The organism is Massilia rhizosphaerae (genome assembly GCF_016093545.1).
Lineage (GTDB): Bacteria > Pseudomonadota > Gammaproteobacteria > Burkholderiales > Burkholderiaceae_D > Telluria > Telluria rhizosphaerae.
This window is the reverse complement of the sequence record NZ_JADKYX010000013.1, coordinates 19,432-33,223: the sequence shown is the minus strand read 5'-3', so window position 1 is coordinate 33,223 and position 13,792 is coordinate 19,432. Positions and strand designations below refer to the sequence as shown.

Below are 13,792 nucleotides of genomic sequence, written 5' to 3'. Positions count from 1 at the left end.
ACAATATATATCATTTAGCCGGAATGCGGAAGAGCGCGTGCCGGATCAGGTGTCGAGGTCGCGGAATTCCTCGGCGATGGCGGCGAAGCGGCCTTCGATCTCGAAGAACGCGTCGAGCACGTCCGGATCGAAATGCGTGCCGCGCCCCTTGCGCATCACGTCCAGCGCCTGCTGGTGCGTGAACGCGGGCTTGTACACGCGGCGCGAGATCAGCGCGTCGTACACGTCGGCCACGGCCATCAGCCGGGCCGACAGCGGGATCTGCTCGCCCGCCAGCCGGTCCGGGTAGCCCGAGCCGTCCCATTTTTCCTGGTGCGAGTGGGCGATCTCGCGCGCGAACATGAGGAAGCCGTTGGTGCCGCCGATGTGTTTTTCGACGAGCATGATGGTGTCGCGCCCGTACACGGCGTGCAGCTTCATGACCTCGAACTCCTCGCGATCGAGCACGCCCGGCTTCTGCAGGATACGGTCGGGGATGCCCACCTTGCCGATGTCGTGCAGCGGCACGGAGCGGTACAGGAGCTCGATGTTCTCGTCGGTGAGCTCGGCCGCGAAGCGCGGGTGATGCCGCAGGTGCTGCGCCAGCGCGCGCACGTAGTGCTGGGTGCGGCGGATGTGATGGTCGCCTTTCGCCATGGCCGCCGTGTCGCGCCTCTCGGCCAGCGTCCCCATCGCCATGATGATCGCTTCCTGCATCAGCGCCAGCTGCGCCGTGCGGTCGCGCACGAGCTGTTCCAGGTTCTCGTTGTGCGCCTGCAGCTGGCGCCGCGCGTCCAGCAGGGTCAGTTGCGTGGCCACGCGGGCGAACAGGATCGGGGGGCTGATCGGCTTGGCGATGTAGTCGACGGCGCCCAGCGACAGGCCCATCGCTTCGTCCTCGACCTGGCTCTTCGCCGTCAGGAAGATCACGGGGATGTCGGCCGTGACGGGATCGGCTTTCAGCTGGCGGCACGTTTCATAGCCGTCCAGGCCGGGCATCATCACGTCGAGCAGGATCAGGTCCAGGCCGGGCGTGCCGTGCGCGATCTGCAGCGCCAGGGTGCCGTTGTTGGCGACCTTGGTGTTGTAGCGGTCCTTGAGCAGGCGCGACAACAACATGATGTTGTCGGGCGTGTCGTCGACGATCAGGATCGTCGGCTTGTCCTTGTTGCCGGGGTGTCCGGTGGGTGCAGTATTCATCGGGTTTCCGCGGTATCGGGGCGGGTTGCGGCAGCGCTGTCCGGCAACTGCCGGCGCGCCTCTTCGAATTCGTAACGGGACAGGTGCTGCTCCAGGCGCGCCATGCGCTCGCCGTCGAGGATCCCGGCCAGCAGGGCGCGCACCGTCTCGAAATAATCCAGGGCGTCGCCCGAGTACTCGGCCAGCAGCTGGTCGAGCTGGGCGGCGGCTGCGAGCGCGCTGCCGTCCGTGTCGCAAGACGGGGGCGCCGGGGCGGGTTCGGGCGGCGCGGCGGCGGCGCGGGCGAAGTAACGGTCGAGCGATGCCATCGTCGCGTCCACGGCGGCCTCCAGCGCGCGCACGCCGGCCGCGAGGCGCCCGTGGTCGGGCGCGGCCAGCGCCAGCCCCTCTTCCACCGACTGCGCCAGCGTCTGCAGCTCGCGCGCGCCGATGTTGCCGGCCACGCCGCGGAGCAGGTGCGCGCGCGCGGCCGCCTGGCGCAGGCGCCGCGCCTCGTAGTCGGCGCGGATGCGGGCGCCGGCGTCGCGCTGGGTGGCGCGGAAGCGGTCGAGCAACTGCACGTACAGCGGCACGTTGTCCGCCACGTGGCGCAGGCCGTACGCGGAGTCGATGCCGGACAGGTTCGACAATCCCGGCAGCGTGGGCCCGGCCGGGACGCCGCCGCCCGCCGGCAGCGGCGGCGGCACGGCCTGGCCGATCCAGCGCGCCAGCGTGGCGTACAGCTTCTCCGGCTCGACGGGTTTGGTGATGTAGTCCTGCATGCCCTCGCGCAGGCAGCGTTCGCGGATCTCGGCCAGCGCATGCGCCGTCATGGCGACGATCGGCAGCTTGTCGAAGCGCGCGTCCCGGCGCAGTTCGACCGTGGCCGCGTGGCCGTCCAGCTGCGGCATCTCCAGGTCCATCAGCACGAGGTCGTAGGCCTGCGGCCCGCCTTCGTACAGCATGTCCAGCGCCTCGCGGCCGTTGGCGGCGACGGCCACGTCGATGTGCCTGGCCTGCAGCAGCTCCAGCGCGATCTGCTGGTTGACCTGGTTGTCCTCGACGACCAGCACGCGCGCGACGAAGCCGTCCGCCGCGCCGAACTTGCCGCTGCGGCGATGGTGGGCATGGGAAGCGCGCGGCGCGGCGAACAGCGCGACGAGCGTGTCGACGAGCGCCGACTGGCCGATCGGCTTGCACAGGAAGCCGCGGATGCCCGCGGCTTCCGCCTCTTTCTGCACTTCCTCGCGGCCGAACGCCGTCACGAGCACGGTCGACGGCGGCCGGCGCAGCGCGGGATTGCCGGCGATGCGGCGCGCCAGCTCGATGCCGTTCATGCCCGGCATCTGCCAGTCCGTCAGCACGACGCTGTAAGGGTCGCCCGCCGCATCGGCGGCGAGCAAGGCGCTTTCCGCCTCGGCGCCGCTGGCCGCCACGTCGACGCGCAGCGGCAGCGCCTGCAGCGCCTCGCTCATGATCTCGCGCGCCACGTCGCTGTCGTCGACGAGCAGCAGGCGCGCGCCGTCCAGCTCCGGCGGCGCGACGGCCACCCGCTCCGGCTCTCCGGACAGCGGAAACTCGAGGTCGAACCGGAACGTCGACCCTTTGCCCGGGCTGCTCTCGACGACGATGCGCCCGCCCATCAGGCCCACCAGCTGCTGCGAGATCGACAGGCCGAGGCCCGTGCCGCCGTATTCGCGCGTCGTGCTGCCGTTGGCCTGGCTGAACGCGCGGAACAGCTTGCCCTGCTGCTGGTCATTCATGCCGATGCCCGTGTCGCGCACGGCGAAGCGCAGCGTGGCGACGTCGTTGCGGAACCGGTCCGTGCCCGGTTCGTCCAGCCGCATGCACGACAGTTCCAGCTCGCCGGCCGGCGTGAACTTCACCGCGTTGTTGACGAGGTTGATGAGGACCTGGCCCAGGCGCAGCGGGTCGCCCACGAGCATGCGCGGGATCGCGTGCGGCACGTGGAACAGGTATTCGAGGTGCTTGTCGGCCGCCTTCTGGCTCGTCACGCTGGCCACGTTCGCGAGCACGTCGTCCAGGCAGAACGGGATGTGCTCGACGTCCAGCTTGCCCGCCTCGATCTTGGAAAAATCGAGGATGTCGTTGATGATCCCCAGCAGGGACAGCGCGGCGCGGTGGATCTTGCCCACGTAGTCCTGCTGCTTGGGCGACAGTTCCGTGCGCAGCGCGAGATAGGCCATGCCGATGATCGCGCTCATCGGCGTGCGGATCTCGTGGCTCATGTTGGCGAGGAATTCGGACTTGGCGACGTTCGCCGCCTCCGCGCGCACGTTGGCGGCGACGAGCGACTGTTCGCGCTCGCGCCGTTCCGAGATGTCGCGGATGAACGAGCAGAATTCGTAGTCGTCGCTGGCGGCCAGCTGCACGCGCGTGATGGCCAGCTCGATCGGGAATTCGACGCCGTCGCGGCGCAGCGCGTACGTCTCGATGCGGCTGTCCAGCACCCCGCCCACGCCGCTCTTTTCGTAGCGCGCCAGGCCGTTGCGGTGCGCCGCGCGGTGGCGCTCGGGGACGATGCATTCGGAGAGGTCGCGGCCCAGCACTTCCTCGCCCTTCCAGCCGAAGATCTTTTCGGCCTGGGCGTTCCAGCCGACGATGCGGCCCTGGCGGTCCATGCGCACGACGGCGTCCAGCGCCGTGTCGACGATCGCCTGCAGCTTGGCCTGGCTGGCCTGCGCCACGCGGATGGAGTCGACCAGCTCGCGCGTGCGCGCGGCGATCTTTTGTTCGAGGTCTTCGTTCAGGTCGCGCAGCTGCTGCTCGATCACGCTCTTTTCGCGCAGCAGGCCGTTCGTCACCTTCTCGGCGCGGCGCAGGCGGTTCAACGTGTCGCGGAAGCTGCGCACGGCGGACGACAGGCGCCCGATCTGGTCGCGCCGGCCGATGCCGGACAGGTGGATGTCCGTCTCGCCGCGCGCCAGCTTTTCCAGCGCTTCCTGGATGTCGGCGAACGGCTGCGTCATGCGCCGGCCGATCAGCAGGACGCACAAGGTGATGGTCAGCGTCAGGATCAGGTTGCCCAGCACGGTCTGGATGATCTGGCGCCGCAGGTCGGCGTCGATCTGGCGGCGCGAGATCGCCAGGTCGATCGAGCCGACGAGGTAGTCGCGGTTGCCGTCGTGGTACACGACTTTTTGCTGGACGCGTTCGGCGCCCTCCTCGCTCGCGCCGGCGCCGAGCGCCGCGAGCACGGTGCCGTTCGGCGCCAGCACGCGCAAGGTCAGCACTTCCGGCGTGCCGCCGAGGGCGTCGACGACCGACGACACGGCCGCGCTGTTGATGTCGAACAGCGGCCGCGCCAGCGCGTGCGACACGACCATCGCCTGGCGCTCGACCCGTTCCGACAGGCGCGCGCCGGCCTCGCGGCGCAGCGAATGCATCACCCACGTGGTGTACGCGGAGGTCGACAGCGCCACAGCCAGCACGATGCCGGCGCCGAGCCGGAACACGATGTTCTGGCGCCAGCTGTCGACGAGGCCGCGCACCAGGCTCCGCGAGCGCCTGCCGGTGGACGGTGAAGGATTAATGGGCGCCTCCAGGCTGGCCGGCCAGCTCGTGCTCGCGCTTGCGGTAGGCGGGGCTCGTGCGCACCTCTTCGATCGTCTTCCAGATGCGCTCCGCCAACTCCGGATGCCGGGCGACGAACGCGTGCGACAGCACCAGGTAGTACGGCTTTTCGATCAGCGGCACGGGCAGCACTTCGATCTGGCGCGCCAGCGGCGTATGCATGATGCGCACCGCGTCGCCGCCGCCGAGGGCCGCGGCCACGAGGCGGCCGGCCAGCAGCTTCTGCACCAGCTCATCGGCCTTCTGGCTGCCCTCGTCCACGGGCACGTTCTGCGCGCGCAGGAAGTCGCCCACGGAATACCCGAGCTGGAAGCCGATGCGGCCGTCGACGTTGGCGAAGCGCTTGCCGTCCCAGTCGACGCGCGTGCCCTGGCGCCGCACGAGCACGTAGCGGTCGACGTGCATGCGCCGGGCGGGATCGGCCTGGCCCTGGTCGCCGTGGACGCCGGGATACGCGCCCAGCACCAGCCGTTCGCGGCTGAAGCTGACGGCGAACGCGCCGCTGACCTGATTCGCCTTGACCTGGGCGAGGCAGCGCTTCCACGGCATGCTCTGGTAGTCGAACACGACGCCCAGGCGCCGCGCGACTTCGCCCAGCAGCTCGAAATTCAGGCCGCCGTTGTCCAGCGTACGCCACGGCAGCACTTCCTGGCGTTCGAAGCACAGCGGGATGGCAGCCGGGCCGGCCGCGAACGACGGCACGGCGGCGCCGAGGCAGCAGGCGAGCAATCCATAGCGGAGGAAGCGCGGCATGGGACGGTATGGCAACGGCGGCAAGAATGATTAAAAACAGACAACAGTATGCCAGACCTTGCCACCAATGGTCACGCCCCCGATCAAGCCGCGAGGGCTGCGCGGCCGTGGCGCAACTCGGCCAGCACGCCGGCGCGCAGGCCGCTCTCGGGCACCTCCAGCTCGCCGATCTCCAACTCTTCCATGAGGCCCAGCAGGATGGCCAGCGCGGCCGTCACGTCGCGCAGGCGCAGGTGGCCGAGGCCCGCCAGCGGTGCGCCGCCGCCGCCCTGCTCGAGCGCGCGGGCGGCCAGCGTCTCGAGGCGCGACCGGTCGATGGGGCCGCCCAGGCCGTTGTCGGCGAGCAGGCGTCCCAGCGTGTGGATGGTGCCGGACGCGCCGCACACGCGGTCGCGCCGTCCCGCCCCGAAGACGGGCGCCTCGTCGCCCAGCTTGGCGCGCGTGGACGCGATCGCGGCCGCGAACGACACCGCGTCGATGCGCCCGCCGCCGAAGAACGTCAGCGCCAGGCGCGACGTGCCCAGGCCCAGCGACGCCACTTTCTGCACGCGGCGTCCGCTGCCCAGGGCCAGCTGCGTCGAGCCGCCGCCGATGCCCAGCACCAGGGTGCGCACCTCGGTCTCGGCGGCGGCGCCGTCGGCCACGCCGAGATAGGTCAGGACGGCCTCTTCCTCGCCGGACAGCACCTGGACGGGGTGCCCGAGCAATTGCTGGGCCGCCGGCAGGAACAGGTGGCTGTTGCGGGCCATGCGCAGGGTCGACGTGGCGACGACGCGCACGGCGGCCAGGGCGTGGTCGTTCAGCCGGTCACGGATGGCGCGCAGGCAATCGAACGCGGCATGCATCGCTTCCGGGCTCAGGCAGCCCTGCGCGTCCAGCGCGGCGGCGAGGCGCAGCGGCGCGTGAAAACTGTCGAGGGGACGGAGGATACCGTCCTCGACGGTCCCCACCAGGAGGCGGAAGCTGTCCGATCCGAGGACGAGTGCGGCGTGAATGGGAGATGAAGTGCTCATGCAGACTCCGAAGTCGAAAACGGCGCCACGATAGCGGGACTGGATGACGGATCGATGACAGGAGCGTCGTTGATCGTACCATCATAAGCGATGCGCGACGCCCGCGCCATAGCGGACACGGCCGTGCGTGCGCGCGTTGGGCGAAAGATGGGATTCATTCCTCGGCCGGCTCCAGCGCAGACGCCGCCACTTCGACCCGGTTGCGCCCCGCCTTCTTGGCCACGCGCAATGCCTCGTCGGCGCGCGCCAGCAGGGTGACGGTAGAGTCGTCCGGGCGGATCGTCGTGACGCCGAAGCTGGCCGTCAGGGCGATCACCGCGCGCTCCGTCTTGACGCGCTCGCCTTCGATCGCGGCGCGCATGCGCTCGGCGACCATCGCGGCATCGTCGAGGTTCGTGCGCGGCAGCAGGATCGCGAATTCGACGCCGACCAGGCGGCCCAGCAGGTCGCTGTCGCGCAGCTGGCGCTTGCAGGTGCCCGTCAGGTGGGCGATCACGACGTCGCCGGCCGGGTGGCCGTAGCCGTCGTTGATGCGCTTGAACTGGTCGAGGTCGAACACGACGAGGGCCGTCGGCTGGCCCGGCCGGCGCGCCAGCGCCATCCACGGGGCCAGGGCCTGGAAGAAGCCGCGCCGGTTCGGGACGTCCGTGAGCGGGTCGACGATTTCCATGCGCGCCAGCTCGGCCTGTTCGCGCTCGCGGCCCAGCAGCAGCCAGCCGAAGCCGCCCACCAGCGCCAGCAAATACAGCGCGGCGGAGTGGAACTGGCGCAGCATGTCGTTGGTCATCCAGCCCCAGCCGGCCGGTGCCAGCAGCACGAGGGCGCCGCGCGCGCCGACGACGATGGCCAGCAAGGTCGTGGCCAGCGCCAGGAAGCGCTGCAGCAGCGACGCTTGCACCCAGCCGCGCGCCAGCGCCGCCGCGAGCGACAGGTAAAACGCGGAGAGGATCAGCGACGCGGCCAGGGCGCGCAGGCCGATCGGGTCGATCAGCCAGCACAGCAGGAAGCCGGCCAGGGCCAGTCCCAGCGCGGGGAGCGTGATCCGGCGCCAGCGCAGGCGGCCGGCCCGTTCCCACGCCGCGCCCGATTCCCACGCGACGCCGACGAAGACGAATGCATACGCGACCGGCAGCGCGAGCCCTTCCGGCACGACGCCCGCGGCGCCGATCGCCAGCAGCAGCCAGCCGGCGGCCTGGTACAGGCGCGACCAGCTCCAGGTCGGCAGCGCGGGCCGGCGATGGACGGATTGTTCGAAGAAAAACAGGGTGGCGCACAAGGCGAGATTGCCGAGTGCCAGCGCGAGGACCATCGTCGTGGAATCCATCGGCGCCTCAGAATTCGTGCACGACCGCGGTCGTGCCGTCGCCGACCCGGCTGGACCAGGCGCGCGTCCAGACATCCCGCTCGGCATCGGTGGGCGGCTCGTGCCAGAACACGATCAGGGTGCCCTTGTGGTCGTGGATCTGGGTCAGTTTTTCGACGAAGGCCGGGTTGCCCTCCATGTCCGCCAACGCCATCGCATAGCCATAGACGCGGTCCAGGCGCTCGATGCGGTCGGGCTCGGTCTGGCTGTTGGTGGCGGTAATGGTCGGGTGGTCCAGGAACATGAGGTCTCCGCTAAGGCTGCAACGGCCAGCTTATCAGAAACCCATCGTGCGCAACAAGTTACGCCACGGCGAGACTGGGCCGATATCGATTTCATCTATACTGCGGCCATGTCTCCCGACAACGATCCGTCCCGGCCGTCCGCGCCCGCCCCGCCGCTCGTACGTACACGCCGCGGCCGGCGCACGCTGGAATTCGCGCCCGGCGACATCCAGAGCGAGATGCTGGTGGCGCGCCCGGACGCCCTCGTGCTCGCCTACCAGCGCGCGATGATGGGCTTTGTCTTCTTCCGGCCGCGGCCGCGCCGGATCGTGATGGTGGGCCTGGGCGGCGGATCGCTGGCCAAGTTTTGCCACCGTCATTTCCCCGACGCGCATATCACCGTCATCGAAGTGCGCGCGGACGTCATCGCGCTGCGCGACGCCTTCCACGTGCCGCCCGACGGGGCGCGCTTCGCGGTCGTCCATGGCGACGCAGCCGACTGGCTGGCGGCCCACCCGGCCGCGGCCGACGTGCTGCTCGTGGACGGCTTCGACGCCGGCGGCCTGCCCGCGCGCCTGGCCGACGCCCCGTTCTACGCCGATTGCCGCCGCGCGCTGCGGCCCGGCGGCGTGCTCGTGGCCAACGTATTCACGTACGACCCACGCTACCGCGACGTGATGGACGCGCTGGACGCCGTCTTCGACGGGCGGACCTGCTGGTTCGACGAGGTCGCCGGCAATAACCGCATCGTGTATGCCGCGCATGCGCCGGACGCCGCCGCCGCGCGGCGCATGGCGGGATTCCGGCGCCGGCGCGGCCTCGGTCTCGGGTTATTGAATCGGCTTGCCATAAGTTTCATCCTTGCCCGGATCGCATCGCGATCTGTTTTGACGCCGCCACACCTGAGGCCGGTAGTCCGCCGCTTGTGACAATTTGTTTGCGGAAACTAGAGTTTCTGTGACAAACTGACGCCTCACTTCATGCCATTGGCAAGCACCCACTCTACATAGGATCGCTGGATGTCGCGTCGCCGACTGCCGTTTTCGCTTACGCTCGCAGCCACCCTCACGCTGGGAGGCGGCCTGGCCGCCACCGCGGTGTTGACGGTCGCCGTCAGCCGTCTCGAATACGACAACAAGTCGCTGGTGTTCGAACAGGGTGCGGAGGTGCGCGTCGCCGCGCTGCGCCAGGGCATGGACGAGGCCGTCGAAGTGCTGAACGTCACCAACCAGCTGTTCACCACCGTCCAGCCGGTCACACGCGCGCAATTCCACGATTTCACGACGCCGCTGCTGCAGCGCAACCCGTACATCCGCGCCTTCAACTTCCACCGCGTCGTGCAGGGCGGCGAGCGCGCCGCATTCGAAGCCGACCTGCGCCAATTCCAGCCCGGACTCGTGCTACGCGAAATGCACGGCGCCGCGCGGGTGCCCGCGCCGGAACGCGCCCGCTACTACGTCGTCGACTATCTCGAACCGATGCAGGGCAACGAGGCGGCGCTGGGCCTGGACGTCGGCGGCAACCGCCATGTGATGGACGCCCTCGCGCGCGCGCAGGCGAGCGGCCGCGCCGCCATCACGGACGTGCTGCGGATCGCCCAGGAACCGGGCGCGCCGAGCTTCGAAGTGCTGATGCCCGTGTATTCCCAGGGCGGGCACCTGTTGGGCGACACCGCGGCGGTGATTGCCGTCCCGACGCTCGTCAAGGCCGCGCTGGCGCGCGCCGGCCTGCTCGACGACCACAGCATCCAGCTCAGGTTCTACGGCGGCAGCCGCACCGATCCGGCCCACCTCGTCTACGCCAGCCACGACACGGCGCCGTCCGCGCCGCCGTTCGCGCTGATGGCGGCCGGTTACACGGGCCGCGCCGTGAGCACGTTCACCGTCGGCGGCCAGTCCTGGACCGTGGAAGCCATCGCCGCGCCCAGGCCATGGCTGGCCGACCACCTCGGCTCCACGCTGCTGGCGGCCGGCGGCATCCTGTCGATCCTGCTCCTGACCGCCTTCGTGCAAGCCGCCGGCCAGCGCGCGCGCAAGGTGCAGGAACTGGTGCGCGAACGCACGGCCGACCTCAAGCTGACCAACCAGCGCCTGATCGACGACGTCCTCGCGCGCAAGCGTACCGAAAAAGCCCTGCAGGAAAGCGAGCAACGCTTCCGCCAGCTGGTCGCGATGTCGTCCGACTGGTACTGGGAACAGGACGAGGAATTCCGCTTCACGCACGTCACCGGCGACTTCACGGAAAAATCCGGCATCGGCACCGAGCGCGTGCTCGGCCGCCGCCGCTGGGACTACGTGCCCGCGCTGGCGGAGACGGAACTCGGCCGCGACCACATCGCCACGCTGGAAGCCCACGAGCCGTTCCGCAACCTCGAATACCGCGTCGTCGACGACAACGGCGAGGAACGCTGGTTCTGCATCAACGGCCAGCCGATCTTCGACGAGACGGGCACGTTCACGGGCTACCGCGGCACGGGCAGCGACATCACGGCGCGCAAGGTCACCGAGCAGCGCGTGCACCACGTGGCCCAGCACGACGTGCTGACGGGCCTGCCCAACCGCTCGCTGCTGCAGGACCGCCTGGGCCAGGCCGTCGCCTACGCGACCCGCAGCGGCCATCAGGTCTGGGTGATGCTGATCGACCTGGACCGCTTCAAGTTCGTCAACGACAGCATGGGCCACAAGGCCGGCGACGTCCTCCTGATGACCGTCGCGGCCCGCCTGCGCTCGTCGCTGCGCGACACGGACACGGTGGCGCGCCTGTCCGGCGACGAATTCGTCGTGATCCTGTCCGAACATGCCGACCAGCCGCTCGCGCCCGACATCGTGCAGCGCGTGATGGATTCCGTCGCGCAGCCCGTCATGCTGGGCACCAAGGAATTCTTCGTCACCTGCAGCATCGGCGTGGCCGCCTTCCCCAGCGACGGCACGCCGGCCGAGAACCTGATCGAGCACGCGGACATCGCCATGTACCGCGCCAAAAAACTGGGCCGCAACAACTTCCAGTTCTACACGCCGGCGATGAACGAGGAATCGCTGGAGCGCGTGCGCATCGAAAGCGCGCTGCGCAACGCCCTCGACCGCGACGAATTCGTGCTGCACTACCAGCCGCAGGTCGACCTGCAGACGGGCCGCATCGTCGGCATGGAGGCGCTGATCCGCTGGAAGCATCCGGAACTGGGCATGGTGCCGCCTTCGCGCTTCATCGGCATCGCCGAGGAAACGGGGCTGATCGTCCCGATCGGCGCCTGGGTGATGCGCGCGGCCTGCGCCCAGAACAAGGCGTGGCAGGATGCCGGGCTCGGCAAGCTGCGCGTCGCCGTGAACCTGTCGGCGCGCCAGTTCAGTGCGGCCGACCTCGTGCCGGGCATCGAAGCCGTCCTGAACGACACGGGCCTGGAGCCGTCCTGCCTGGAGCTGGAGCTGACGGAAAGCCTGTTCATGAGCGACGTCACGCCGGCCGTGGAATTGCTGCACCGCATGAAGTCGCTGGGCATCAATCTGTCGATCGACGACTTCGGCACGGGTTATTCCAGCTTCTCCTACCTGTCGCGCTTCCCGATCGACGTGCTCAAGATCGACCGCTCGTTCGTCAACGACATCACGCACGACGCCAACGACGCCGCGATCGTCGCCTCGATCATCGCGCTGGCGCACAACCTGCGCCTGTCCGTGATCGCGGAAGGGGTCGAGACGGCGGAACAGCTCGACTACCTGCGCCACCAGGGCTGCGACGAAATGCAGGGATATTATTTCTCCAAGCCACTTCCGGCCCACGAATTCGAGCAATTGCTGCGTCAACGGCGCGGTTTGGCGGCCCCGGAAGACGAGCCGCAGACGGTCGTCGCCTTCGAAAACTAGAATCTGCTTTAAGTTCTGGGCCCAAGTGCAATAATTTGTGCAATTTCCTGTGGCCTAATCGATATCGTTCTCATACAATACTCCGTGATTCTTTAGCAATATCACCTACCGAGTATGATGATGACTGAAATGAATATCGATTCCGCCACGACGACCCTGGCAGAGCGCCGGCCGCGCACCGACATGCGTACGCGCGACCTCGTCAACCAGGCCGTGGCGTCGGTCCCGACGCTCGGCTTGCAGCGCGCCGCCGAATTCCTGGCGGCCATGGGCGTGCCGGCGGAGATTGCGGTGCGGGCGCTCGTCTATCCGAACCGGCGCCGGACGAATTGAGGCTTGGTGGGCACGGGGTGCCCACCCTACGTTAGCGCAGGCTGTGGGGTGGGCGCCTGTGCCCGCCCGATGCATGCGTGACCATTCGTTATTCCTGTGCGGCGATGTCGGCCAACGACTCGCGGCCGCGCGCCGTCAATTCGAACCCGCCTTCCGCGCGCGGGGCGATGTGGGATTTGCGGCTGAGGAATTGAACGACGTCATCGTCGACCGCCGCCGCCGGATCGGTCTCGAGCGCGCGCAGCGCCTGCACGCAGCGGCGCAGGAACAGCAGTTCCGTGCCCTGTGCCGTCAGCGACAGGCCGCCGTCCCTGGCATACTGGATCAATTTCAGGCCCGACAGGCGCTTGGCATTGCGTCCGACGCAGGCATTGACGCGGTCGGTCCTGGCGCCGCGCCGGATGAATTCGAGCGCATCGTACTCGTCGCCCGTCAGTTTCAGATTCTTCATTACCACTTTCCAAGAGAACAAGCCCGCCATGGTAACGGCGGCGGGCCGTCCCGGCAACTGGTCGTTAGCGCAGCGCCCGTACGGCGGCCCAGACGAGCCCGGCTCCCGCCAGCACGCCGAGCGCCACCGCGGCATGCATCTTGTGCGAGCCCAGCAACGGACCGCGGCCCAGCGGAATCCTGTTATACAGCGTGGTGCTCATGCTTCACTCCTCCGATGATCGTTGGCCATGCATCCATTATAAAAAGTTCCCAAAAGACATATGTGCGCCAGCGTACACAAGTGGCCATCCTGCCATCCTATTGCGCGCCGGGGCCCCACACGGGCTGTTAGTATCGCGCCAACACGACAACGCAAACGCAAACGCAAGGGAGCACGCCATGAGAACCAATGTACGGAAACCGGACCCGGGCGCCGAGGCCCCGCCTCACATGCACGAGGCCGACATCGGCAGCGGCGAACGCTCGCCGGCCCAGCACGAAACCGACGCCATGATCCGCGAAATCCCCCCGCAGGGGCACAACAAGGGCGACCAGCCCGCCCACCAGCCCGCCAACAAGCACCCGACGCAAGGCGACAAGCCGGGCAAGGCTTGACCCCGCGCGAACAAAGGATGGGGCGGCACGACGTCCGCCCCATCCGCACATTCTCCAGATCGTTACTGCGCCTTGACGGGCGGTTCCGGCGCGTCCGGCTCCTTCACCGGCGCACGCGACGGGGCCGGCACGTCGTCCGGCTCGGGACTCGGCTGCGGCGGCGGCAGTTCCGGGTCGGGTGTCGTGGGATCGGGCGTCGAGTGGGCGTGCCGGCGCATGCCCTCGTGTTGTTCCGGCAAACTCATCGCTGTTCTCCTGCGGGAAGGCTCAGCGGCCTTCCTTCTGCTTGGCGCCGCCGCCCGCGCCCTTGCCCTTGCCCGCCTTCACGGTCGATTTGTTGTCGCGGCTGCTCTTGTCCTTGACGCCGGCCTGGCGCTTCTGCGCGTCTTCCTCGGACGGATTGCCCGACTGCTTGTTCTGGCTGCCGCTGGATTTCGATTGACTCAT

Annotated in this window: 14 protein-coding genes; 4 read left to right on the top strand and 10 right to left on the bottom strand. The window is 68.8% G+C overall.

The window, feature by feature from the left end; genetic code table 11:
* Positions 1-45: 45 nt before the first annotated feature.
* The 6 genes from ISF28_RS18700 to ISF28_RS18675 form a co-directional block, all read right to left on the bottom strand.
* Positions 46-1,179: a response regulator gene (locus ISF28_RS18700; RefSeq protein ID WP_198118689.1), complete on the bottom strand. Its 1,134-nt coding sequence runs from the start codon at positions 1,177-1,179 to the stop codon at positions 46-48.
* Positions 1,176-4,670 carry a response regulator gene (locus ISF28_RS18695; protein WP_198118688.1) on the bottom strand — a complete coding sequence of 1,165 codons (3,495 nt, stop codon included), beginning with the start codon at positions 4,668-4,670 and terminating at the stop codon, positions 1,176-1,178. The genes ISF28_RS18700 and ISF28_RS18695 overlap by 4 nt, the downstream gene beginning before the upstream one ends.
* 37 nt (positions 4,671-4,707) lie before the next feature.
* Entirely contained in the window at positions 4,708-5,505 is a 798-nt protein-coding gene (locus tag ISF28_RS18690) for a substrate-binding periplasmic protein (protein ID WP_229519195.1), read from the bottom strand.
* An 83-nt stretch (positions 5,506-5,588) separates the two neighbouring features.
* Positions 5,589-6,518 carry a Ppx/GppA phosphatase family protein gene (locus ISF28_RS18685; RefSeq protein WP_198118687.1) on the bottom strand — a complete coding sequence of 310 codons (930 nt, stop codon included), beginning with the start codon at positions 6,516-6,518 and terminating at the stop codon, positions 5,589-5,591.
* A gap of 154 nt (positions 6,519-6,672) precedes the next feature.
* The gene (locus ISF28_RS18680) at positions 6,673-7,842 is read right to left on the bottom strand and encodes a GGDEF domain-containing protein (protein ID WP_198118686.1); all 1,170 of its coding nucleotides are present in this window, start codon (positions 7,840-7,842) and stop codon (positions 6,673-6,675) included.
* A 7-nt stretch (positions 7,843-7,849) separates the two neighbouring features.
* Entirely contained in the window at positions 7,850-8,125 is a 276-nt protein-coding gene (locus tag ISF28_RS18675) for a hypothetical protein (RefSeq protein WP_198118685.1), read from the bottom strand.
* A gap of 108 nt (positions 8,126-8,233) precedes the next feature.
* Between ISF28_RS18675 and ISF28_RS18670 the strand changes: the two genes are divergently transcribed.
* From ISF28_RS18670 to ISF28_RS18660, 3 genes are all read left to right on the top strand, one after another.
* Positions 8,234-9,034: a fused MFS/spermidine synthase gene (locus tag ISF28_RS18670; RefSeq protein ID WP_198118684.1), complete on the top strand. Its 801-nt coding sequence runs from the start codon at positions 8,234-8,236 to the stop codon at positions 9,032-9,034.
* A gap of 90 nt (positions 9,035-9,124) precedes the next feature.
* Positions 9,125-11,965: a bifunctional diguanylate cyclase/phosphodiesterase gene (locus ISF28_RS18665; RefSeq protein ID WP_198118683.1), complete on the top strand. Its 2,841-nt coding sequence runs from the start codon at positions 9,125-9,127 to the stop codon at positions 11,963-11,965.
* 129 nt (positions 11,966-12,094) lie between these two features.
* On the top strand, positions 12,095-12,298 hold the full coding sequence (locus ISF28_RS18660; RefSeq protein ID WP_229519194.1) for a hypothetical protein: 204 nt from the start codon (positions 12,095-12,097) through the stop codon (positions 12,296-12,298).
* A gap of 88 nt (positions 12,299-12,386) precedes the next feature.
* On the opposite strand, the gene ISF28_RS18655 is transcribed toward ISF28_RS18660, so the two are convergent.
* Both ISF28_RS18655 and ISF28_RS18650 read right to left on the bottom strand, forming a co-directional pair.
* Positions 12,387-12,749, bottom strand: coding sequence for a hypothetical protein (locus ISF28_RS18655; RefSeq protein WP_198118681.1), 363 nt, complete (start codon positions 12,747-12,749; stop codon positions 12,387-12,389).
* Positions 12,750-12,813: 64 nt separating this feature from the next.
* A complete protein-coding gene (locus ISF28_RS18650; RefSeq protein WP_198118680.1) occupies positions 12,814-12,951 on the bottom strand; it encodes a hypothetical protein in 138 nt (45 codons plus the stop codon).
* Positions 12,952-13,129: 178 nt separating this feature from the next.
* Between ISF28_RS18650 and ISF28_RS18645 the strand changes: the two genes are divergently transcribed.
* The gene (locus tag ISF28_RS18645) at positions 13,130-13,345 is read left to right on the top strand and encodes a hypothetical protein (RefSeq protein WP_198118679.1); all 216 of its coding nucleotides are present in this window, start codon (positions 13,130-13,132) and stop codon (positions 13,343-13,345) included.
* A gap of 62 nt (positions 13,346-13,407) precedes the next feature.
* Here the strand turns inward: ISF28_RS18645 and ISF28_RS18640 are convergent, their stop codons facing one another.
* A complete protein-coding gene (locus tag ISF28_RS18640) occupies positions 13,408-13,590 on the bottom strand; it encodes a hypothetical protein (RefSeq protein ID WP_198118846.1) in 183 nt (60 codons plus the stop codon).
* Between the two features lie 22 nt (positions 13,591-13,612).
* The gene (locus ISF28_RS18635) at positions 13,613-13,792 is read right to left on the bottom strand and encodes a hypothetical protein (protein ID WP_198118678.1); all 180 of its coding nucleotides are present in this window, start codon (positions 13,790-13,792) and stop codon (positions 13,613-13,615) included.

Excerpts from the sequence above, each read along its gene's own strand:
- ISF28_RS18700 (WP_198118689.1), bottom strand. The coding sequence starts at position 1,179 with ATGAATACTGCACCCACCGGACACCCCGGCAACAAGGACAAGCCGACG.
- ISF28_RS18690 (WP_229519195.1), bottom strand. The coding sequence starts at position 5,505 with ATGCCGCGCTTCCTCCGCTATGGATTGCTCGCCTGCTGCCTCGGCGCC.
- ISF28_RS18685 (WP_198118687.1), bottom strand. The coding sequence starts at position 6,518 with ATGAGCACTTCATCTCCCATTCACGCCGCACTCGTCCTCGGATCGGAC.
- ISF28_RS18680 (WP_198118686.1), bottom strand. The coding sequence starts at position 7,842 with ATGGATTCCACGACGATGGTCCTCGCGCTGGCACTCGGCAATCTCGCC.
- ISF28_RS18675 (WP_198118685.1), bottom strand. The coding sequence starts at position 8,125 with ATGTTCCTGGACCACCCGACCATTACCGCCACCAACAGCCAGACCGAG.
- ISF28_RS18670 (WP_198118684.1), top strand. The coding sequence starts at position 8,234 with ATGTCTCCCGACAACGATCCGTCCCGGCCGTCCGCGCCCGCCCCGCCG.
- ISF28_RS18665 (WP_198118683.1), top strand. The coding sequence starts at position 9,125 with ATGTCGCGTCGCCGACTGCCGTTTTCGCTTACGCTCGCAGCCACCCTC.
- ISF28_RS18660 (WP_229519194.1), top strand. The coding sequence starts at position 12,095 with ATGAATATCGATTCCGCCACGACGACCCTGGCAGAGCGCCGGCCGCGC.
- ISF28_RS18655 (WP_198118681.1), bottom strand. The coding sequence starts at position 12,749 with ATGAAGAATCTGAAACTGACGGGCGACGAGTACGATGCGCTCGAATTC.
- ISF28_RS18650 (WP_198118680.1), bottom strand. The coding sequence starts at position 12,951 with ATGAGCACCACGCTGTATAACAGGATTCCGCTGGGCCGCGGTCCGTTG.
- ISF28_RS18645 (WP_198118679.1), top strand. The coding sequence starts at position 13,130 with ATGAGAACCAATGTACGGAAACCGGACCCGGGCGCCGAGGCCCCGCCT.
- ISF28_RS18640 (WP_198118846.1), bottom strand. The coding sequence starts at position 13,590 with ATGAGTTTGCCGGAACAACACGAGGGCATGCGCCGGCACGCCCACTCG.
- ISF28_RS18635 (WP_198118678.1), bottom strand. The coding sequence starts at position 13,792 with ATGAGTCAATCGAAATCCAGCGGCAGCCAGAACAAGCAGTCGGGCAAT.